This is a genomic window from Piscinibacter sp. PDB5-1 (assembly GCF_056676035.1).
This window is the reverse complement of sequence record NZ_JBWVZL010000001.1, coordinates 667576-686930: the sequence shown is the minus strand read 5'-3', so window position 1 is coordinate 686930 and position 19355 is coordinate 667576. Positions and strand designations below refer to the sequence as shown.

Here is a 19355-nt window from a genome sequence, read left to right as displayed (position 1 = left end):
CGCCAGCACGCGCATTCTGGAGGCTCACATGCCGGTGATCGTGGTGGCGAATCCGAAGGGCGGGGTTGGCAAGAGCACCCTGTCCACCAACCTTGCGGGTTACCTGGCACATGCCGGGCATGCGGTGATGCTGGGCGACGTGGACCGGCAGCAGTCCGCCCGGGGCTGGCTGGCGCTGCGCCCCGCGCACCTGCCGCCGATTGCCGGCTGGGACGTGGACGAGGCCGAGATCGTGCGCCCGCCCAAGGGCACGACCCACGTGGTGCTCGACACGCCGGCCGGCCTGCACGGCAAGCGGCTCGACATGGCGATGAAGGTCGCCGACAAGGTGCTGGTGCCGCTGCAGCCCAGCCTGTTCGACATCCAGGCCACCCATGCCTTCGTGCAAGAGCTGCTGGCGCACCGGCGCAGCGACAAGGTCTCGATCGCCGTGGTGGGCATGCGCACCAAGGAAGGCACGATCTCGTCCGACCAGTTGCGCAGCTTTCTCGGAACGCTGAAGGTGCCGGTGCTCGGCTTCCTGCGCGACACGCAGAACTATGTGCACCTCGCCGCACGCGGCCTCACGCTGTGGGACGTGGCGCCCAGCCGCGTCGAGCGCGACCTCGAACAGTGGCAGCCGGTCATCGACTGGGTGAATGCCTGACACGAGCGCCTGAAGCGGGCGCCTGAGCTGCGCGCGTCGGGTCGTGGTTTGACCTGCAGGTGACAGCGCCCGCGCCGGCACGCGGTAGGCTCGCGGGCTTTCGTCCCGCACCCGCAAGCGCATCCAACAAAGGCAAGACATGAAGGTTTTCGAGAAGCTCACCGACCTGCAAGCCCTGGTCGGCCAGGAGATCGGCGTCAGCGACTGGGTCACCATCGACCAGGACCGCATCAACCTCTTCGCCCAGGCCACCGGCGACCACCAGTGGATCCACGTGGACCCCGAGCGCGCCAAGGCCGGCCCCTTCGGCACGACCATCGCCCACGGCTTCCTGACCCTGAGCCTGCTGCCCGAACTGAACGCGCAGGCCTTCACCGTGAGCGACACGCGCATGGGCGTGAACTACGGCCTGAACAAGGTGCGCTTCACCTCGCCGGTGCCGGTGAACAGCCGGGTGCGCGCGCGCTTCAAGCTCGTGGCCTACGAGCCGATCGAGGGCGGTGCACAGGTCACCACCGAAGCCACCATCGAGCGCGAAGGCGGCAGCAAGCCGGTGTGCATCGCCGAAACGCTGGCGCGCCGCTTCACCTGAGCGGCTGAGCGGCGCAGCGCCGCGATTTACCCCCTTACGGGGGGTCTCCCCCGGGGGAGGGGTGCCGTGGCTTACGATGCCGGGCCGCCGTTTGACCCCTGGAGAGAAAGCCGATGAAAGTGTTGCTGGTCGATGACCACCCGTTGATCCTTTCGGCTTTGCAGACCGTGATTCAGGGTCTCGGCGACAACGTCAAGGTGGTCGGTGCGGGCAGTGCCCGCGAGGCGCGCGAAGCGCTCAAGGCCGACAAAGACTTCGACCTTGTCCTGCTCGACCTGCAACTCGGCGACGCCGACGGCTTCGATCTGCTGGTCGAGTTCCGCGCCGCTTACCCGGCGCTGCCGGTGGTGGTGGTCTCGGCCTCCGACCGCGCCAGCGACGTGATCCGCTCCATCGACCTCGGTGCCATGGGCTTCGTGCCCAAGCGCGCCAGCAACGACACCCTGTTCGAGGCGCTGCACATGGTCATGTCGGGCGGCATCTACGTGCCGCCGATGAACATCGGCTCCGAGCGTTCGCTCGAACCCGACGTGCCGGCCCGGGGCCAGCTCGGTGTGGTCGGCCGTGAGGCGGCCGGCGGCGAGTTCCAGCAACAACCCAGCCTGGCGTCGCTCGGCCTCACGCCGCGTCAGACCGACGTGCTGGCGCTGCTGCTGCAAGGCAATCCCAACAAGCTCATCGCCCGTGAACTCGGCCTGTCGGTCGAGACCGTGAAGGACCACGTCGCCGCCGTGCTGCGCGCGCTCAACGTCAGTTCGCGCACGCAGGCCGTGCTGGCCGTCAGCCAGATGAGCCAAAAGCACGGCGGCTTCTCGACCTGGCGCGGCAGCAACGCGCGCTGATGCCATCCATGAGCGATGCCCCGGCGACCGCCCCGACCGCTGCCACCCTGGGCGAGGCCGATGCCGGCCTGAGCGACAGCGCGGCCCTGAAGGCGCAGTTGCGCGACCAGGCGGCAGCCGAGCGCGTCGAGAACGTCTTTTCGTACCTGCCGACCACGATGCTCGCCACCGCGGCGGGCGCGATCGTCATCACCACGCTCTATTGGCAGCATGTGCCGCGCGCGGGCATGCTCGCGTGGCTGGCGCTGCTGGGGCTGCACGGCCTGCTGCGGGTGTGGATGAACTGGGGCTACCAGCGCAGCCGCCCGCACACGCTGGAAGAGTCGCTGCGCTGGTACCAGCGCTGGCGCGCGTTCACGCTCGCCGCCGGCGTGCTGTGGGGTGGCGCGGCTTGGTTCTTCTATGGGTACGGGGGCGCGACCGAGAAGATCGGCCTGATCCTCACGATCTACAGTTTCTGCATGGCGGCGATGCAGATCCTCTCGCCGCAGAACAACACCTTCTACGAGTTCTGTGGCCTGACGCTGGTGCCGTTGATCGTGCGCGTGGCCTTGCCGGGCGATTTCGACAGCCTCTTCCTGGCGGGCGCGCTGTTGTTCATCTCGGGCACGACGGTCACCTTCAGCCGGCGCTACCGCAAGAACTACGAAGGCCTCTTGCAGATCAAGGTGCGCGCCGACCAGTTGATGATCCAGCTGCGCGCCGAAAAGGCCGCGGCCGACGCCGCGCGCCAGCAGGCCGAAGTGGCCAGCCGCGCCAAGACGCAGTTCTTCGCCGCCGCGAGCCACGACCTGCGCCAGCCGTTGCATGCGATGGGCCTGTTCGCCGAAGCGCTTCGCCAGCGCAGCCACGACGAAGAGGTGGCCAGCCTCGTGACCAGCATCAACGGCTCGGTCGATGCGCTCGAAGGCCTGTTCTCCGAACTGCTCGATATCACCAAGATCGATACCGGCGGTGTCGATGTGAACCCGACCCACTTCAACGTGGGCGACATCTTCCGCAAGCTCAAGCTGCACTTCGAGCCCGCCGCGTTCGAGAAGGGGCTCGCGCTGCGCTTCCGCGGCGAGCATCACAACGTGTATGCGGACCCGATCCTCGTCGAACGCATCCTGCGCAACCTGGTGTCGAACGCGATCCGCTACACCAACGACGGCAGCGTGCTGGTGAGCTGCCGGCGCCGCGGGGGCCGCCTCGTGCTGCAGGTGTGGGACACCGGCGTGGGCATCCGCGAACGCGAGCAAGAGCACATCTTCGAAGAGTTCTACCAGGTGCCCTACAGCGAGACGCTCTCGCCGCAGCAGCGCAAGGGCCTGGGCCTGGGCCTGGCCATCGTCAAGCGTCTGGCCGGGCTGATGGGGGCGCCGCTCACGCTGCGTTCGCAGCAGGGTCACGGCTCGGTCTTCTCGCTCGTGCTGCCCATCGGCAAGGCCCCACGCGTGGTGATGCCCACGGGCCAGAGTGGCAAGGCGCCGCTCGGCCTCACGCTCGACCGGCGCTTCATCGTCGTGGTCGAAGACGAGCCCGCGGTGCGCGGCGGCCTCGAAGTGCTGCTCAAGGGCTGGGGCGCGCGCGTCGCGTCATTCGAGACCGTGCATGCCGCGCGTGTGTGGGCGCAAAGCGCCGACCTGGCCGAAGAGCGCCCCGACCTGATGATCGTGGACTACCGCCTCGAAGACGGCCGCACCGGGCTTGAAGCCATCACTGCCATCCGCGAGCGCTTCGGCCCCGCGGTGCCCGCCATCATGGTCACGGGCAGCACGATGAGCGGCCCCGAAGCGGAAGCCGAGCGCTACGACTTCCACCTGCTGGTCAAGCCCGTGGTGCCGAACAAGCTGCGCGCGATGATCGGTTTCAAGCTCGGCATGCGTTCGCCGACCACGTGATATCCCCGTGCCGTACCGGGCACTTTTGACGGAGCTTGCCTTGATCCCAGCGCGTGTGACCTCGTTTGTCGTGAAGCCCGTGCTGGGTGCCGTGCTGCTGGCGGTGTCGGCCGTGTCGCTGGCCCAGCCGGGCGACGACCAGGTGTTCGTCGAGCACGGCAAGATGCTGGCGATCAACGACCTGTGCAAGCGACGCGGTGTGGACCACACGGCCAAGATCGACCAGCTCACGCAGGCGCGCGCCGGCCTCTTGCAAAAGATGGCGGCGCATTCCGCCGCCCCGGAAGCGGCCAAGGCCGAACTGCTGGTCCTGGTCGAGCGACTCAAGAAGAATGACCACGACAAGGGCGCCTACGACAAGCAGCGCAAGGCGTCGCTGCAGTTGTCGGCGAAGAAGCGCGATGCGCAGTGCGCCACCGTGCCGCAGCAGGTGGACGAAGAGCTGGCGATGATCCGCCAGCTGCAGCCGATGATCGAGATGATGGGTCAGTTGCCCGGGCCGGCTGCCTCAGGTGCATCGGCGCCCGCACCCGCCGCGTCCGCCGCCTCTGGCGCGAACTGACGCGGCGCCCTCAAAGGCTGTGGATGAACCCGGCGTGGGCCGCGTTCACACCTTCTCAGAACTCGAGGTTGTCGATCAGGCGCGTGGGGCCCAGTCGCGCAGCGCCCAGCGCGACCAGCGGCGCTTGCGCGTCGTCGGCCGTGGGCACTTGCAGGTCGCCGCGGCGGCGCACCGTCAGGTAGTCGGGCTGCCAGCCGAGGGTGGCGAGGTCGCTTGCGGCCCGCGCTTCGAGCGCCTGCAGCGCCTCAGGCGTGGCGCGGTAGCCCTCGGCCAGCGTGCGCAATGCTTGCGACAGCGCCACGGCCTCGCGGCGTTCGGTCTCACTCAGGTAGCCATTGCGAGATGACAGCGCCAGCCCATCGGGTGCTCGGCAGGTGTCCCCACCTTCGATGGCGATGGGCAGCGCGAACTGCTCGACCATGCGGCGGATGACCATCAGTTGCTGGTAATCCTTCTTGCCGAACACGGCCACGCGCGGCTGCACCACCTGGAAGAGCTTCATCACCACCGTCGCCACACCGGTGAAGAAGCCGGGGCGAAAGTGCCCTTCCAGGATGTCTGCGAGCGCCGGGTCGGGCTGCACCTTGAAGGTCTGCGGCTGCGGGTACAGCTCGCGCTCGTCGGGTGCGAAGACGACGTTGCAGCCGGCCGCGCGCAGCAGTTCGGCATCACGCGCCAGCGTGCGCGGGTAACGGTCGAAGTCTTCGTGCGGCGCGAATTGCAGCCGGTTGACGAAGATGCTCACCACCACCGGCAGCCCGTGTGTGCGGGCCTGGCGCACCAGGGCCAGGTGGCCTTCGTGCAGGTTGCCCATCGTGGGCACGAAGGCGCAGGCGCCCGGCTGGGGCAGCGCAGCGCGCAGGTCGGCAATCGTGTGGAGCGTCTGCATCTCGCGGGCGGGCTCGGGGGTCGGGGTCAGTAGCCGTGGACGGCTTCGTCGGGAAAGCGGCGTGCCTTCACATCGGTCACGTAGCGCGACACGGCTTCGCCGATCGACGGTGCGCCCTCCATGAAGTTGCGCACGAAGCGCGGCAGCTTGCCCTGGGTGATGTTGAGCATGTCGTGCAGCACGAGTACCTGGCCCGAGGTGCCGGCACCGGCGCCGATGCCGATGATGATCATCGGCAGGCTATCGGTGATCTCGCGCGCCAGCGCCGAAGGCATCAGCTCGAACACGCACATCGCCGCGCCCGCGTCCGACAAGGCTTGCGCGTCGTCCTTGAGCCGCGCGGCGCTTTCGTCGCTCTTGCCCTGGATGCGGTAGCCGCCCAGCGCATGCACAGACTGCGGCGTGAGGCCGAGGTGGCCGCACACCGGCACGCCGCGTTCGACCAGAAAGTGCACGCGCTCGACGGCCCAGCCGCCGCCTTCGAGCTTGACCATCTGCGCGCCGGCCTGCATCAGCGCGGTGGCGCTGCGCATGGCCTGGTCGTTGGACTCGTGGTAGCTGCCGAAGGGCAGGTCGGCCACCAGCCAGGCGGCCGGCTTGGCGCGGGCGACGCAGCGCGTGTGGTACGCGATCTCGTCGAGCGTCGTGGGCACGGTGGTCTCGTGGCCTTGCAGCACCATGCCGAGCGAGTCGCCCACCAGCAGGCAGTCGATGCCGGCCGCATCGACCAGCCGCGCGAAGCTCGCGTCATAGGCGGTCAGCATCGCAATCGGCTCGCGGGCCGCGTGCATCTGGCGCAGGCGGTGCAGGGTGATGGGCTTGCGTTCGGTGGTCATCGCGGGCTCCGGGGGGTCACGCGGCCTTCATGCCGAGCTTGTCGAGCAACTGGCGGTCGGCGTCCACGTCGGGGTTGCCGGTGGTCAGCAGCTTCTCGCCGTAGAAGATCGAGTTCGCGCCCGCGAGAAAGCACATCGCCTGCACCGCCTCGCCCATTTGCTGGCGGCCGGCCGACAGGCGCACGCGCGCGGTGGGCATGGTGATGCGCGCCACGGCGATCATCCGCACGAATTCGAGCGGGTCGATCTTGTCGATGCCGTAGAGCGGCGTGCCTTCGACCTGCACCAGGTTGTTGATGGGCACCGACTCGGGGTACGGGTCCATGTTGGCCAGGGCCGCGATGAGTTCGGCGCGCTGCTGGCCCGACTCGCCCATGCCGACGATACCGCCGCAGCACACCTTCACGCCGGCGTTGCGCACCTTGTCGAGCGTGTCCAGGCGGTCTTCGAACTGCCGGGTGCTGACGATGTCGCCGTACTTGCCCGGCGCGGTGTCGATGTTGTGGTTGTAGTAGTCGAGGCCGGCCGCCTGCAGCGCCTCGGCGTGGCCCTCGTCGAGCATGCCCAGCGTTGCGCAGGTCTCCATGCCCAGGCCCTTCACGGCGCTGACGAGTTCGGCGACTTTCTCGATGTCGCGGTCTTTCGGCGAACGCCAGGCGGCGCCCATGCAGAAACGCGTGGCGCCGGCGTCGCGCGCGGCCTGGGCGGCGGCGAGCACGGTGTCCTTGTCGAGCAGCTTGCCGGCGTCCACGCCAGTGTCGTAGCGCGCGGCCTGCGGGCAGTAGCCGCAGTCTTCGGGGCAGCCGCCGGTCTTGATGGACAGCAGCGTCGAGAGCTGCACTTCATTGGCGTCGAAGTGCTCGCGGTGCACTTGCTGCGCCTTGAACAGCAGGTCGTTGAAGGGCAGGGCGAACAAGGCCTCGATGGCCTCCACCGACCAGCGCTCGGGCTTGGCCTTGGGTTCGACGCGGGGGTGGATGCGGACAGCAGCTTCTTGCATGGATTCCAGCCTGTGCTCTGGGAGAGGCGCGCAGTCTAACCACTGCACGCCAAGGGGTTTTTGCAGGGGATTGCGGGCGTCAGGCCGGCTGGTAGGCCAGCCGGACGTAGATCGGCGCGAAGGCTTCGGCCTGGGTCACTTCGAGCAGGTGCTCGCGGGCGAGTTCGAGCATGGCGATGAAGGTCACCACCAGCACCTGCGGGCCGCGCGTCAGGTCGAACAGGTCTTCGAACAGCGCGAAGCGCCGCCCTTGCAGGCGCCGCAGCACGATGCTCATGTGCTCGCGCACGCTCAGCTCTTCGCGGGTGATGGTGTGGTGCTGGTTGAGCTTGGCGCGCTTCAAGATGTCCAGCCATGCGGCGCGCAGCTCGTCGGCATCGACATCGGGAAAGCGCGGCGCGAGTGACTGTTCGATCGTGACCTGCGCACGCAGAAAGTCGCGGCCGATCACCGGCAGCGCATCGAGCTTGGCGGCCGCCAGCTTGATCTGCTCGTATTCGAGCAGGCGGCGTACGAGTTCGGCGCGCGGGTCTTCGGGCTCCTGGCCTTCCGCCGTCTTCTTGGGGGGCAGCAGCATGCGCGACTTGATCTCGATCAGCATCGCCGCCATCAGCAGGTACTCGCTGGCGAGCTCGAGGTTGGTCTTGCGGATCTGCTCGACGTAGGCGAGGTACTGGCGCGTCACGCTGGCCAGCGGGATGTCGAGGATGTTGAAGTTCTGCTTGCGGATCAGGTACAGCAGCAGGTCCAGCGGCCCTTCGAAGGCTTCGAGGAAGACCTCCAGCGCGTCGGGCGGGATGTACAGGTCGGTCGGTAGCGTGAACAGCGGCTCGCCGTACAGCCGGGCCACGGCCACGCCATCGACCACGCTCGGCGAGCCGGCGACTTCGGCCGGCCCCTGGGGCGATTCAGGCGCAAGCGCCTCCATGTTCACGCGACGTGACCCGCAGCGGGCTCAAGCACCGAAGCGGTGCTCAACCCTTGTTCTGGTAGACGTAGGGCTGCTGGGCGACACGCGCATCGCGGTAATCCGCCTGGGCCTCGCGGTCGATTTCCTTGTCCCACAGCAGGGCGCGCCCGGCGCGCTGCTCGGCTTCGAGCGTGGGCTTCTTGGCCTTCAGCTCGTCGATGAACTGCGAGACGTCGGATTTGTAAGGCTTCCAGAAGAGCGGCATGGGGCGACCCGAAGGCAGTGCAGCGGAAAAGCCGCGGATTTTAGCGGCGCGGGTGATGGCCGCCTTGCCGTCGATCACAAGACCCGCTCGAAGCGGCGTTTCACCACGCCATCGACGTCGAGCGTGCCGAAGAACATCGCGTGCGGCCGCACCCACCAGCCTCTGGCGTTGTAGAGCGGGCGGTAGACGACCAGCGGCTCCAGCGTTTCGCTGTGGCGGGCGGCGCCCATCACCTCGTACTCGCCGCCCTTGTAATGGCGGTAGCGGCCGGGCGGCGTGTCGGGTAAGGGGGGCAGGTCGGAGTCGCTCATGGCGGCGCGGTCGGGCTCGGAAGGGCGGCAAGGATAATCCGCCGATGCATCCGAACGCCCTGCTTGAACTTGCCACCGAACTGCTGCACCGCGTGCTGCAGTTCCAGTCACCCGCCGATGGCGTCGTGTCGTCCTTCTTTCGTGAACAGCGCGCGCTCGGCCAGCGCGAGCGCCACACCCTCGCCGAGACCACGTACCACGTGCTGCGGCACCGGCTGCTGTTTCAGCACCTGGCGCAATCGGGCCGGGGCGAGATGGAGCGTCGGCTCGCCGCGCTGGGCTGGCAGGGCAACGAAGGCTTCCTCCGCGCCGCGCTCTCGCCCGACGAGCAGCAGTGGCTGGAGCAGGTCAAGACCATCGACCGCAACGCCTTGCCCGAGAAGCTGCGCCACAACCTGCCCGAATGGCTCGAACAGCGCCTGCGCGCCCAGTTGGGCGACGACTTCTGGCCGCTGGTCGAAAGCCTGAACCGCAGCGCCGCCCTCGACCTGCGGGTCAACACCTTCAAGGCCAAGCGCGAGGCGGTGCAGGCCGCGCTGGCGCAATCGAACGTGCAGACCACGGTCACGCCGTATTCGCCCTGGGGCCTGCGCATCGACGGCAAACCGGCCATCAACAACCTGCCGGCCTTCACCTCGGGCGAGGTCGAGGTGCAAGACGAAGGCAGTCAGTTGCTCGCGCTGCTGACCGACGCCAAGCGCGGCGAGATGGTGGTCGATTTCTGCGCTGGTGCCGGCGGCAAGACGCTGGCGCTGGGGGCGTCGATGCGCAACACCGGCCGGCTGTACGCCTTCGACACCTCCGGCCACCGGCTGGCGGCGCTGAAGCCACGGCTGGCGCGCAGCGGGCTGTCGAACGTCTACCCGGTGCAGATCGCCCACGAGCGCGACGAGCGCATCAAGCGGCTGGCCGGCAAGATCGACCGCGTGCTGGTCGACGCCCCGTGCTCGGGCCTGGGCACGCTGCGCCGAAACCCCGACCTGAAGTGGCGCCAGTCGCCCGAAGCCTTGGTCGAACTGCGGGAAAAGCAGACCAACATCCTGGCCAGTGCAGCCCGCCTGCTCAAGTCGGGCGGACGGCTGGTGTATGCGACCTGCAGCCTCCTGACAGAAGAAAACGAGGCCATCGCCCAGGCCTTCAGCGAGGCTCATGCCCGCGACTTCAAGCCGCTGCCTGCCGCCGTCGCCCTTGAAAAGGCCCATGTCAGCCAGGCGACCGACCTGGTCTCCGGCGACTTCCTGCGGCTGTGGCCGCACCGCCACGGCACCGACGGCTTCTTTGCCGCGGTGTGGGAACGAGTTTGACCCGGGTCAATCCATAAGGCTGTGAATCGGCCCGCCGAGCGCCGGAATGCCTGGTTTTTCCGGCTTTCGTCACAACCTGGACATTTAGAATGCCGCACCTGCCTGTTCTGGCAGCTTGAAAGTAGTTGAATGAATGAATTGATGCTCGTTTGGGACGGATTGGTGAACTGGCTGGCCCACGGCCTCGTCGAAACCACGTGGTGGCAGATCGTGCTGTACGCGCTGGTCACCACCCACATCACGATTGCCGCCGTCACGATCTTCCTGCACCGCTCGCAGGCCCACCGCTCGCTCGACCTGCACGCGATCCCCTCGCATTTCTTCCGACTGTGGCTTTGGCTCGGCACCGGTATGGTGACCAAGGAATGGGTCGCCATCCACCGCAAGCACCACGCCAAGTGCGAAACCATGGACGACCCGCACAGCCCGGTCGCCCACGGCATCAAGACCGTGTTGCTGACCGGCTCTGAGCTGTACCGCAACGAAGCCAAGAACCAAGAGACGCTGGCGAAGTACGGCCACAACACGCCCGACGACTGGATGGAGCGCAACGTCTACAGCCGCTACACCTGGCAAGGCGTGGGCATCATGATGATCGCCAACCTGTTGATGTTCGGCGCGGCCGGCCTCACGGTCTGGGCGATCCAGATGGTCTGGATCCCGATCACCGCCGCCGGCATCATCAACGGCCTGGGCCACTGGTGGGGCTACCGCAACTTCGAGGCGGCCGACGCCAGCACCAACGTGTCGCCCTGGGGCATCCTGATCGGCGGCGAAGAGCTGCACAACAACCACCACACCTACCCGACCTCGGCCAAGCTGTCGGTCAAGCCGTACGAATTCGACATCGGCTGGATGTACATCCGCGGCCTGGAAATGCTCGGTCTGGCCAAGGTACGCAAGACGCCCCCGATGCTCAAGCTCGGCGATGTGAAGCCGGTGGCCGACTCGAAGACGCTCGAGGCCATCATCGCCAACCGCTACGAAGTGATGGCCAAGTACGCCGTTGGTCTGCGCGATGCCTGCCGCACCGAGGTCAAGCGCCTCAAGGCCGAAGGGGCCCGCGGCAGCGCCAAGCTCGCCGACATGCGCCTGGCCCGCCGCTGGTTGCACCGCGACGAAGACAAGATCCCGTCGCACGTGAAGGCCCAGGTCGAAAACGCCTGCGAAGCCAGCCCGAAGCTTGCCAAGCTCGTGGCCATGCGCGAAGAGCTGCGCCAGCTCTGGACGCGCACCAACGTGTCGGCCGAGCAACTGGTCGTCGACCTGCAGGCTTGGTGCAAGAAGGCCGAAGAGAGCGGCATCCACGCGTTGCAAGAGTTCGCACTCAAGCTGCGCGCAGCACACGCCTGACGGCTCAACTTTCCGGCAAGGCTCGAAACAAAAATGGCCCGCACTGCGCGGGCCTTTTTTTTTGCCCCTTTGCACTGGCATAGCCAACACGTGCAGAGACAAGAAAAAAGCCAGGCATGCAGCCTGGCTTTTGAATCGGTTGGTGGAGAGGAGGAGGATCGAACTCCCGACCTTCGCATTGCGAACGCGACGCTCTCCCAGCTGAGCTACCCCCCCGACCGAGTCGCGCAGTGTAGCAAAAGAGCGGGCGGGCGCGGATGCTGGTCGCCGCTGCGTTGCGCCCGGCGCACGGGCAAGGCCCCTATGCTGGCGCGAGGTCGAACCTCGTTATAGAAAGCACGCTGTCCGGTGTGCTGTTTCGTGCCCGCCTGCGCCCCCGTTTCGGAGCCCTCATGACACGTCTCGATCCTGCCTGGTTGGACCTTCAGTACAACAACCGCGCCCGGGTGGCCGAGCATGAAGAGATCCTCGAAAGGTGGGCCAAGGCTTCCGAGACTTCGCGCGAGGGCTTGTCGCGCCGCCTGGACGTCGCGTATGGGCCGGGCCCCGACGAGACGCTCGACATCTTTCCCTGCGCGAAGGCGCATGCGCCCGTGCTGGTGTTCATTCACGGTGGCTGGTGGCGCTCGCTTGACAAGAGCGATGTGTCGTTCATCGCCCCGACCTTCGTGCACGCCGGGGCAACGGTCGTGGTGCCCAACTACTCGCTCTGCCCGGGCACGGCCGAGCGACCGGTGAGCGTACAGACCATCACCTTGCAGCTCGTGCGAGCCCTGGCCTGGACTTATCGCAATGTGGCACTGTACGGCGGCGACCCGAAGCGCATCGTGGTGGCGGGCCATTCGGCAGGCGGGCATCTGGCGGCAATGCTGCTGAGCTGCCATTGGCCGAGCGTCGGCGCGGAACTGCCGGCGCAGTTGGTCAAGTCGGCGCTGTCGATCTCGGGGGTGTTCGACCTGGAGCCGGTGCGGCAGGCGCCCTTCCTGAAGGACGACCTGCGGCTCACGCCGGCGCAGGTGAAGAAACTCAGCCCGGCGTACTTTCCGCGCCCCAAGGGCAAGCTCTGCGCGGTGGTGGGGGCCGACGAGAGCGAGGAGTTCCTGCGCCAGACGGCCTTGATCCACAAGGCCTGGGGCGCGAAGGCCGTGCCTGTGTGCGAAGGTATGGCGGGCAAGAACCATTTCGACGTGCTGCACGACCTGGCCGACCCGTCGTCGCGCCTGCAAGAGATCGCGCGCGAGTTGCTGGGTCTTTCCTGACGCGCTCGCGCGGCGGGCGCATCATCGCCGCCCGATGGCCCGTGTGGTGTTCACCCAGCAGCTGAAGCGCTTCACCGAGGTGCCCGAGGTGGACGCACCGGCCGCCACCCTGCGCGAGGCGCTCGAAGCCGCATTTGCGATCAACCCGCGCTTGCGCGGTTACGTGCTCGACGACCAGCAGCACCTGCGACCCAACGTGGTGGCCTTCATCGACGGCCGGCGCATCGACAGCCGCGTGCGTCTGGACGACCCTTTGCAACCCGACAGCCAGGTCCACGTGATGCAGGCCTTGTCGGGTGGCTGACGACGACCGAGGAGATGCCGCATGACCTCTCTCAGTGACCGCGCCTGGGTGGCGACCCGCAAAGGGCTGTTCGAACTGCGCCGGCGCGGTGGCGCCTGGGCCGTCGAGCGCGTGAGCTTTCTGGCCGAGCCGGTGTCGATGCTGCTGCCGCCCGATGCGCGCGGGCGCATGCTGGCGGCGCTCAACCTTGGGCACTTCGGTGTGAAGCTGCATGCGTCTGATGACGCCGGGGCGACTTGGCGCGAGGTGGCCACGCCGACCTACCCCGCGCAACCACCCGAGGCCGAGGGCCCCCCGTGGAAGCTGGTGCAGGTGTGGTCGCTCGAACGGTCGGGCGACACGGTCTGGGCCGGCACCTTGCCCGGCGGCCTGTTTCGCAGCGACGATTTCGGCGCGTCGTGGCAACTGGTCGAGTCGCTGTGGAACCGCCCCGAGCGCCTGGGGTGGTTCGGCGGCGGCTACGACGTGCCGGGCATCCACTCGATCCTGCCGCACCCCACCCAGCGCGACGAGCTGCTGGTCGGCATCTCGTGCGGCGGGGTGTGGCGCACGCGCGATGGGGGCGAGACTTGGCAACTGCAGGCCGACGGCATGCGCGCCGCGTACATGCCGCCCGAGGGGGCGGGCGACCCGAACATCCAGGACCCGCACCGGGTGGTGCGCTGCGAGACGCGCCCCGAGGTGCTTTGGACGCAGCACCACAACGGCATCTGGCGGTCCACCGACAACGCCGTGTCGTGGCAAGAAATCACCGAGGTGCCCGTGTCGAACTTCGGCTTCGCGGTCGCCGTGCACCCGCAGGAACCCGACACGGCCTGGTTTGCCCCGGCCGTGAAAGACGAATGCCGGCTGCCGGTGGGCGCGGCTTTCGCCATCAACCGCACGCGCGATGGCGGCCAGACCTTCGACACCCTGCGCCAGGGCCTGCCGCAGAAAGACTGCTACGACCTGATCTACCGCCATGGGCTGGTGGTGGACGCCTCGGGCTGCTCGCTGCTGATGGGCAGCACCACCGGCAACCTGTGGGCGAGCGACGACGCGGGCGACGCCTGGGTGCAGGTCGCGGGGCACCTGCCGCCGATCTACGCGGTGTGTTTCGGCTGACCTGAACGGGGCTGCGCACCCCACAAAGAAAGAAGCCCGCTGCTGCGGGCTTCTTCTTGCTTTGGCGGAGAGGGTGGGATTCGAACCCACGGTACCTTGCGGTACGCCTGATTTCGAGTCAGGTACATTCGACCACTCTGCCACCTCTCCTGAACTGGTGTCGGCGGGTCGATTTCGCCGAAGCCCGTGATTCTAGCGCACAGAAATCAGGTTCAGACCGAGAGCTTTTCCTGACCACCCAGATAAGGCCGCAGCGCCTCGGGCACGGTGATCGAACCGTCGGCGTTCTGGTAGTTCTCGAGCACCGCCACGAGCGTGCGCCCCACGGCCAAGCCTGAACCGTTGAGCGTGTGCACCAGATCGTTCTTGCCTTGCGCGTTTTTCACACGCGCCTGCATGCGCCGCGCCTGGAAGGCTTCGCAGTTCGACACCGAGCTGATCTCGCGGTAGGTGTTCTGCGCGGGCAGCCACACCTCGAGGTCGTAGGTCTTGGTCGAGCCAAAGCCCATGTCGCCGCTGCACAGCAGGACCACGCGGTAGGGCAGGCCGAGCTTCTGCAGGATGGCCTCGGCGTGGCGCGCCATGTCTTCGAGCGCTTCGTAGCTCTTGTCGGCCTGGACGATCTGCACCATCTCGACCTTGTCGAACTGGTGCTGGCGGATCATGCCGCGCGTGTCGCGCCCGGCGCTGCCGGCTTCGCTGCGAAAGCACGGGCTGTGCGCCGTCAGCTTGATCGGCAACTGGTCGGCGGCGAGCACCGATTCGCGCACGGTGTTGGTCAGCGAGATTTCCGACGTCGAGATCAGGTACTGCTCGCGTTGCTCTTCGTCACCGCCACGGCTGACCCAGAACATGTCGTCCTTGAACTTCGGCAACTGGCCGGTGCCTTCGAGCACCTCTTTGTTGACGATGTAGGGCGTGTAGCACTCGGTGTAGCCGTGCTCTTGCGTCTGCACGTCGAGCATGAACTGCGCGAGCGCGCGGTGCAGCCGGGCGATCGGCCCCCGCAGGAAGCTGAAGCGCGCGCCGGCCAGCTTGGCGCCGGTGTCGAATTCGAGGCCCAGCGGCTCGCCCAGATCGACGTGGTCTTTCACCGTGAAGTCGAAGCTGCGCGGTGTGCCCCATCGGCGCACCTCGACGTTGTCGGCTTCGCTGCTGCCTTGCGGCACGCTCTCGTGCGGCAGGTTGGGCAGGTTCATCAGCAGGGCCGACAGCTCTTGCTGGAGGACGTCGAGCCGCTCGGCCGAGTTCTTCAGCTCGTCGCCGATCTGGCCCACCTCGGCCATCAGGGCCGAGGCGTCTTCTCCCTTGCCCTTTTTTTTCATGCCGATCTCTTTGGACAGCTTGTTGCGCTTGGCCTGCAGCTCTTCGGTGCGGGTCTGGTTGGCCTTGCGTTCGTTCTCGAGCGACGTGAAGCGTTCAACGTCGAGGAAGGGTTGCGGGCTCTTGCGTTTCTCAAGCGCGGCGACCACGGTGTCGAGGTCTTTGCGCAGCAGGCTGATGTCAAGCATGGAAGGTATTTCCGATGAGAGGTGGGAACGAGGGTCGTTGGGGGCGAGGCGCGTCGGCCGTCACGATCGTGACGCCACCACCTCGGCCATCGACTTGTCGCCCAGGCCCATCGGCAAGGGGAAGTGAACCGTTTCTTCGACGCCCGGCATCTTGCGAACCGACACCGCGCCGAGTTCGCGCAGGCGGGCGATGACGTCTTGCACCAGCACGTCGGGGGCGGACGCGCCGGCGGTCAGGCCCACGCGGCGCTTGCCGTCGAACCACTGGGCCTTCAGGTCGGCGGCGGTGTCCACCATGTAGGCGTCGGCGCCGAGGCGTTCGCCCAGCTCGCGCAGGCGGTTGCTGTTCGAGCTGGTCGGGCTGCCGACGACGATCAGCACATCGACCTGCGGCGCCAGCACCTTCACCGCGTCTTGGCGGTTTTGCGTGGCGTAGCAGATGTCTTGTTGCTTGGGCTCGCGGATGTGCGGGAAGCGGCGCTTGACGGCGTAGAGGATCTCGGCAGCGTCGTCCACCGACAGCGTGGTCTGTGTGACGACGGCCAGCGGCGTGTCGGCCGACAGCTGCAAACGCTCGACATCGGCCACGTCTTCGACGAGGTGGATGCCTTCGTTCAACTGCCCCATCGTGCCTTCGACTTCGGGGTGGCCTTTGTGGCCGATCATGATGAAGTCGTAGCCCTCTTTGTGTAGCTTGGCGACCTCGACGTGCACCTTGGTGACGAGCGGGCAGGTGGCGTCGAAAACGCTGAAGCCACGCGCGGCGGCCTCTTGTCGCACGGCTTGCGACACACCATGGGCGCTGAAGACCAACGTCGCCCCCGGTGGCACCTCGGCGAGGTCTTCGATGAAGATCGCGCCCTTGGCCTTGAGGTCGTTCACCACGTAGGTGTTGTGCACGATCTCGTGCCGCACGTAGATCGGCGCGCCGAACTTCTTGATCGCGCGCTCGACGATTTCGATGGCGCGGTCCACACCAGCGCAAAAGCCACGCGGCTCGGCGAGCAGCACTTCGTCGAGGCCGGCGGGCATGCTCTTGCCGGGTTCGCCCATCACAGCACCCCGATCAGTTGCACTTCGAAGGTCACGGGCTGACCGGCGAGCGGGTGGTTGAAGTCGAACAGCAACCAGTCGGGGCCGACCTCGCGCACCACGCCGGCGTACGAGCCCTGGCCGTCCGGCGTCGGAAACTGCACCACGTCGCCCACCGAATACTGCTCGTCGGGGTCGCCCAGTTCATGCAGCAGCGCGAGCTTCACACGTTGCAGCAGTTCGGGGTTGCGGTCTCCGAAGGCCTCGCCGGCGGTCAGCTGGAAAGTGGTGCGCGTGCCCTCGGGCAAGCCCATCAGGCGTTGCTCCATGGCCGGGGCCAGTTCACCTGTGCCCAGCGACAGCGTGGCCGGCTTTTCGGCGAAGGTGTTGATCACGTCGGCGCCGTCGGGGCCGGCCAATCGGTAGTGCAGGGTCAGGAAAGAGCCCTGTTGGACGTGGTTCAAGTGAGTTCCCGGTTCTCGATAGACTGCGGCGAATTTTAGGTGCCCGGGCGCGATGCGCCGCGAGTTGCCACAAAGAACCACGACGACCAAGCCGGCAACGACCGGTGCTGCAGGGGGAATTGAAGAATGGTGCTCAAGGATCTGCCGCGAGACGCGCGCCCACGCGAGAAGCTGCTCTCGCGCGGCCCGCAGGCACTGGCCGATGCGGAACTCATTGCCTTGCTGCTGCGCACGGGCTTCAAAGGCACCTCGGTGCTGCAACTGTCGCAGCAACTGCTCGACAGCTTCGACGGCCTGTCGGGCCTGCTGCAGGCCGGCCCGGATGACCTCAAGCGCATCAAGGGCCTGGGCCCGGCCAAGCGCGCCGAGATGAGCGCCGTGCTGGAACTTGCACGCCGTTCGCTTGCTCAAGAACTGGCCGAGCGCCCGCTGTTCGACTCGCCCGCCCGCGTGAAAGACTACCTGCGACTGCAGATTGGCGCCCTCAAGCACGAGGTCTTCGTCGTGATGTTTCTCAACGCCCAGAACCGCCTGCTGCAAATGGAAGAGATGTTTCGCGGCACGCTCACGCAGACCAGCGTGTACCCGCGCGAGGTCGTCAAGCGCGCGATGGCGCTGAATGCGGCGGCCGTGGTGTTCGCGCACAACCACCCGTCGGGCGCGGCCGAGCCGTCTCGCGCCGATGAATTTCTGACGCAGACGCTCAAGGCCGCACTCGCCCTGGTGGACGTGCAGGTGCTCGACCACCTCGTCGTGGGTCACGGCAAGGTCGTCTCGTTCGCGGAGCGGGGCCTGCTGTGAGCACCCGGCTGCGCACGTTCAACGACCTGGGCCAGCTGAAGGCGGCCATCCAGCGTGCGCAGAAAGAGGCGGCCGAACGCGAACAGCGCCGCCGCGAAGACGAAGCCCGGGCCCGCCGCGAGCGCGACCTGTTCGCCACAAGCGTGGGTCGGGTCGAGCCCATGCGCGACGCCGGCCGCGTCGAGCCGCTGCTCAGCAAGCCGGCGCCCGAGCCGGTGCAACGCCAGCTTGACGAACGCGAGGCGCTGCGCGAGGCCATCTCGGACGAGTTCGACCCCGAATCGCTGCTCGAAACCGACGAGGCGATGTTCTATCGCCGCGAGGGCATCGGCCTCGACACGGTGCGCAAGCTGCGGCGTGGCCGCTGGACCATCCAGGCGCAGGTGGATTTGCACGGCCTGCGCCGAGATGAAGCCCGCGAGCAGCTTGCCGAGTTCCTGCGCGACGCGGTGCGGCGGCAACTGCGCTGCGTGCGCGTGGTGCACGGCAAAGGCAACGGCTCGCCCGGCCGCGAACCGGTGCTCAAGGGCAAGGTGCGCACCTGGCTCGTGCAGAAAGACGAAGTGCTCGCCTTCGTGCAGGCCCGCGCATCCGACGGCGGACATGGTGCCCTGGTGGTGTTGCTGAAGGCCGGCCAGCGGCCGGTTGAACCGGCCTGATCGCTCGGGTCGCACTTTCCGTGCGAACAGACCCTAGAACGGCGCTGTGCTTTCCACTGCCACCGGCTCGCCCGAGCCCGGGTGCGTGAAGGCCAGCCGCTCGGCGTGCAGCAGCAGGCGGGGCGACCCCAGCGCCACGGCGTCGGGCGCATAGAGGCCATCGCCGACGATCGGGTGCCCGAGTGCCATCAGGTGCACGCGCAGCTGGTGCGAGCGGCCCGTGACGGGCATCAGCGCCACGCGCGTGCGGTTGATCACCGGGTCGCGCGAGATCACCTCATAGCGCGTCAGCGACGGCTTGCCGACCGTAGGGTCCACCTTTTGTCGGGGGCGGTTGGGCCAGTCGGCGATCAGCGGCAGGTCGATCTCGCCGGCGTCGTCGCGCAGCAGGCCGGCGACGACCGCCACGTAGCGTTTGTGCATCGCGCGCTCGGCGAAGAGCGCGCTGTAGGCGCGTTGCCAGACCGCGCCGCGTGCCATCAGCAGCAGGCCCGAGGTGGCCATGTCGAGCCGGTGGACGACCCGCGCGTCGGGCCAGCCGACCTGCACGCGCGAGGCCACGCAGTCGTGCAGCGCCGCGGGCCTGCCGGGCACGGCGGGCAGGCCGGCGGGTTTGTCCACGACGACGGCGGTGTCGTCGCCCCAGACGACCGACAGGTCGGCGAGGGCAGGCGAGGGTGGGGCGGGCGGTGGCGTCATGGCGGCGCGCATTGTGGGGGCGGCAAGGGCCGCCGAGGCCTGCCCGGGCGAGGCATCGTCCGACACGCGCAGGGGTGGCCGGCTGACCGCGCCGGCCCGCGCCAGTGCCTAAGGTTGCGGCACCCGAGA

The 19355-nt window shown here is 67.5% G+C and carries 22 protein-coding genes and 2 tRNA genes; 12 read left to right on the top strand and 12 right to left on the bottom strand.

Annotation, left to right across the window (positions count from 1 at the left end):
* Positions 1–28 precede the first annotated feature (28 nt).
* The 5 genes from AC1KAT_RS03035 to AC1KAT_RS03015 all read left to right on the top strand — a co-directional run bounded on the left by AC1KAT_RS03035 (position 29) and on the right by AC1KAT_RS03015 (position 4525).
* Positions 29–646 (top strand): nucleotide-binding protein, encoded by a 618-nt coding sequence (locus AC1KAT_RS03035; RefSeq protein ID WP_480322644.1) that lies wholly within the window; start codon positions 29–31, stop codon positions 644–646.
* A 139-nt stretch (positions 647–785) separates the two neighbouring features.
* Positions 786–1238, top strand: coding sequence for a MaoC family dehydratase (locus tag AC1KAT_RS03030; protein ID WP_480322642.1), 453 nt, complete (start codon positions 786–788; stop codon positions 1236–1238).
* Positions 1239–1351: 113 nt separating this feature from the next.
* The gene (locus tag AC1KAT_RS03025; RefSeq protein WP_480322640.1) at positions 1352–2080 is read left to right on the top strand and encodes a response regulator; all 729 of its coding nucleotides are present in this window, start codon (positions 1352–1354) and stop codon (positions 2078–2080) included.
* Positions 2081–2088: 8 nt separating this feature from the next.
* On the top strand, positions 2089–3963 hold the full coding sequence (locus AC1KAT_RS03020) for an ATP-binding response regulator (RefSeq protein ID WP_480322638.1): 1875 nt from the start codon (positions 2089–2091) through the stop codon (positions 3961–3963).
* 40 nt (positions 3964–4003) lie between these two features.
* Entirely contained in the window at positions 4004–4525 is a 522-nt protein-coding gene (locus tag AC1KAT_RS03015; protein WP_480322636.1) for a hypothetical protein, read from the top strand.
* Between the two features lie 55 nt (positions 4526–4580).
* Here the strand turns inward: AC1KAT_RS03015 and panC are convergent, their stop codons facing one another.
* The 6 genes from panC to AC1KAT_RS02985 all read right to left on the bottom strand — a co-directional run bounded on the left by panC (position 4581) and on the right by AC1KAT_RS02985 (position 8736).
* Positions 4581–5414, bottom strand: coding sequence for a pantoate--beta-alanine ligase (gene panC / locus AC1KAT_RS03010; RefSeq protein WP_480322634.1), 834 nt, complete (start codon positions 5412–5414; stop codon positions 4581–4583).
* Between the two features lie 26 nt (positions 5415–5440).
* Positions 5441–6250, bottom strand: coding sequence for a 3-methyl-2-oxobutanoate hydroxymethyltransferase (panB, locus tag AC1KAT_RS03005; RefSeq protein ID WP_480322632.1), 810 nt, complete (start codon positions 6248–6250; stop codon positions 5441–5443).
* Between the two features lie 16 nt (positions 6251–6266).
* Positions 6267–7250, bottom strand: a complete 984-nt coding sequence (gene bioB / locus AC1KAT_RS03000; protein ID WP_480322630.1) for a biotin synthase BioB — start codon at positions 7248–7250, stop codon at positions 6267–6269.
* A gap of 79 nt (positions 7251–7329) precedes the next feature.
* On the bottom strand, positions 7330–8178 hold the full coding sequence (locus tag AC1KAT_RS02995) for a segregation and condensation protein A (RefSeq protein WP_480322628.1): 849 nt from the start codon (positions 8176–8178) through the stop codon (positions 7330–7332).
* A 46-nt stretch (positions 8179–8224) separates the two neighbouring features.
* Positions 8225–8425 carry a DUF3460 family protein gene (locus tag AC1KAT_RS02990; RefSeq protein ID WP_480322626.1) on the bottom strand — a complete coding sequence of 67 codons (201 nt, stop codon included), beginning with the start codon at positions 8423–8425 and terminating at the stop codon, positions 8225–8227.
* A gap of 74 nt (positions 8426–8499) precedes the next feature.
* Positions 8500–8736 (bottom strand): DUF1653 domain-containing protein, encoded by a 237-nt coding sequence (locus AC1KAT_RS02985; RefSeq protein WP_480322624.1) that lies wholly within the window; start codon positions 8734–8736, stop codon positions 8500–8502.
* A 44-nt stretch (positions 8737–8780) separates the two neighbouring features.
* Between AC1KAT_RS02985 and AC1KAT_RS02980 the strand changes: the two genes are divergently transcribed.
* Positions 8781–10040: an RsmB/NOP family class I SAM-dependent RNA methyltransferase gene (locus AC1KAT_RS02980; RefSeq protein ID WP_480322622.1), complete on the top strand. Its 1260-nt coding sequence runs from the start codon at positions 8781–8783 to the stop codon at positions 10038–10040.
* A 129-nt stretch (positions 10041–10169) separates the two neighbouring features.
* Positions 10170–11393, top strand: coding sequence for a DesA family fatty acid desaturase (locus AC1KAT_RS02975; RefSeq protein WP_480322620.1), 1224 nt, complete (start codon positions 10170–10172; stop codon positions 11391–11393).
* A gap of 140 nt (positions 11394–11533) precedes the next feature.
* Here the strand turns inward: AC1KAT_RS02975 and AC1KAT_RS02970 are convergent.
* A tRNA-Ala gene (locus AC1KAT_RS02970) sits at positions 11534–11609 on the bottom strand.
* 176 nt (positions 11610–11785) lie between these two features.
* On the opposite strand from AC1KAT_RS02970, the gene AC1KAT_RS02965 reads away from it, so the two are divergent.
* The 3 genes from AC1KAT_RS02965 to AC1KAT_RS02955 are packed head-to-tail and all read left to right on the top strand — an operon-like array spanning position 11786 to position 14060.
* Positions 11786–12652, top strand: coding sequence for an alpha/beta hydrolase (locus AC1KAT_RS02965; RefSeq protein WP_480322618.1), 867 nt, complete (start codon positions 11786–11788; stop codon positions 12650–12652).
* Positions 12653–12686: 34 nt separating this feature from the next.
* Positions 12687–12956, top strand: a complete 270-nt coding sequence (locus AC1KAT_RS02960; protein WP_480322616.1) for a MoaD/ThiS family protein — start codon at positions 12687–12689, stop codon at positions 12954–12956.
* Positions 12957–12977: 21 nt separating this feature from the next.
* Positions 12978–14060, top strand: coding sequence for a WD40/YVTN/BNR-like repeat-containing protein (locus AC1KAT_RS02955; RefSeq protein WP_480322614.1), 1083 nt, complete (start codon positions 12978–12980; stop codon positions 14058–14060).
* Between the two features lie 62 nt (positions 14061–14122).
* Here the strand turns inward: AC1KAT_RS02955 and AC1KAT_RS02950 are convergent.
* The 4 genes from AC1KAT_RS02950 to AC1KAT_RS02935 form a co-directional block, all read right to left on the bottom strand.
* Positions 14123–14210 (bottom strand) — tRNA-Ser (locus AC1KAT_RS02950).
* 62 nt (positions 14211–14272) lie between these two features.
* Positions 14273–15571: a serine--tRNA ligase gene (gene serS / locus AC1KAT_RS02945; RefSeq protein WP_480322612.1), complete on the bottom strand. Its 1299-nt coding sequence runs from the start codon at positions 15569–15571 to the stop codon at positions 14273–14275.
* A gap of 60 nt (positions 15572–15631) precedes the next feature.
* Positions 15632–16624: a 4-hydroxy-3-methylbut-2-enyl diphosphate reductase gene (ispH, locus tag AC1KAT_RS02940; RefSeq protein ID WP_480322610.1), complete on the bottom strand. Its 993-nt coding sequence runs from the start codon at positions 16622–16624 to the stop codon at positions 15632–15634.
* Positions 16624–17067, bottom strand: coding sequence for an FKBP-type peptidyl-prolyl cis-trans isomerase (locus AC1KAT_RS02935; protein WP_480322608.1), 444 nt, complete (start codon positions 17065–17067; stop codon positions 16624–16626). Before AC1KAT_RS02935 ends, ispH begins: the two co-directional genes overlap by 1 nt.
* A 126-nt stretch (positions 17068–17193) precedes the next feature.
* On the opposite strand from AC1KAT_RS02935, the gene radC reads away from it, so the two are divergent.
* Complete coding sequence (radC, locus tag AC1KAT_RS02930) at positions 17194–17868, top strand: RadC family protein (RefSeq protein WP_480322606.1); 675 nt, start codon at positions 17194–17196, stop codon at positions 17866–17868.
* Positions 17865–18527: a Smr/MutS family protein gene (locus AC1KAT_RS02925; RefSeq protein ID WP_480322604.1), complete on the top strand. Its 663-nt coding sequence runs from the start codon at positions 17865–17867 to the stop codon at positions 18525–18527. Before radC ends, AC1KAT_RS02925 begins: the two co-directional genes overlap by 4 nt.
* 33 nt (positions 18528–18560) lie before the next feature.
* Here AC1KAT_RS02925 and AC1KAT_RS02920 read toward each other — a convergent pair whose 3' ends face one another.
* Positions 18561–19226 (bottom strand): RluA family pseudouridine synthase, encoded by a 666-nt coding sequence (locus tag AC1KAT_RS02920; RefSeq protein WP_480322602.1) that lies wholly within the window; start codon positions 19224–19226, stop codon positions 18561–18563.
* Positions 19227–19355: the final 129 nt, after the last annotated feature.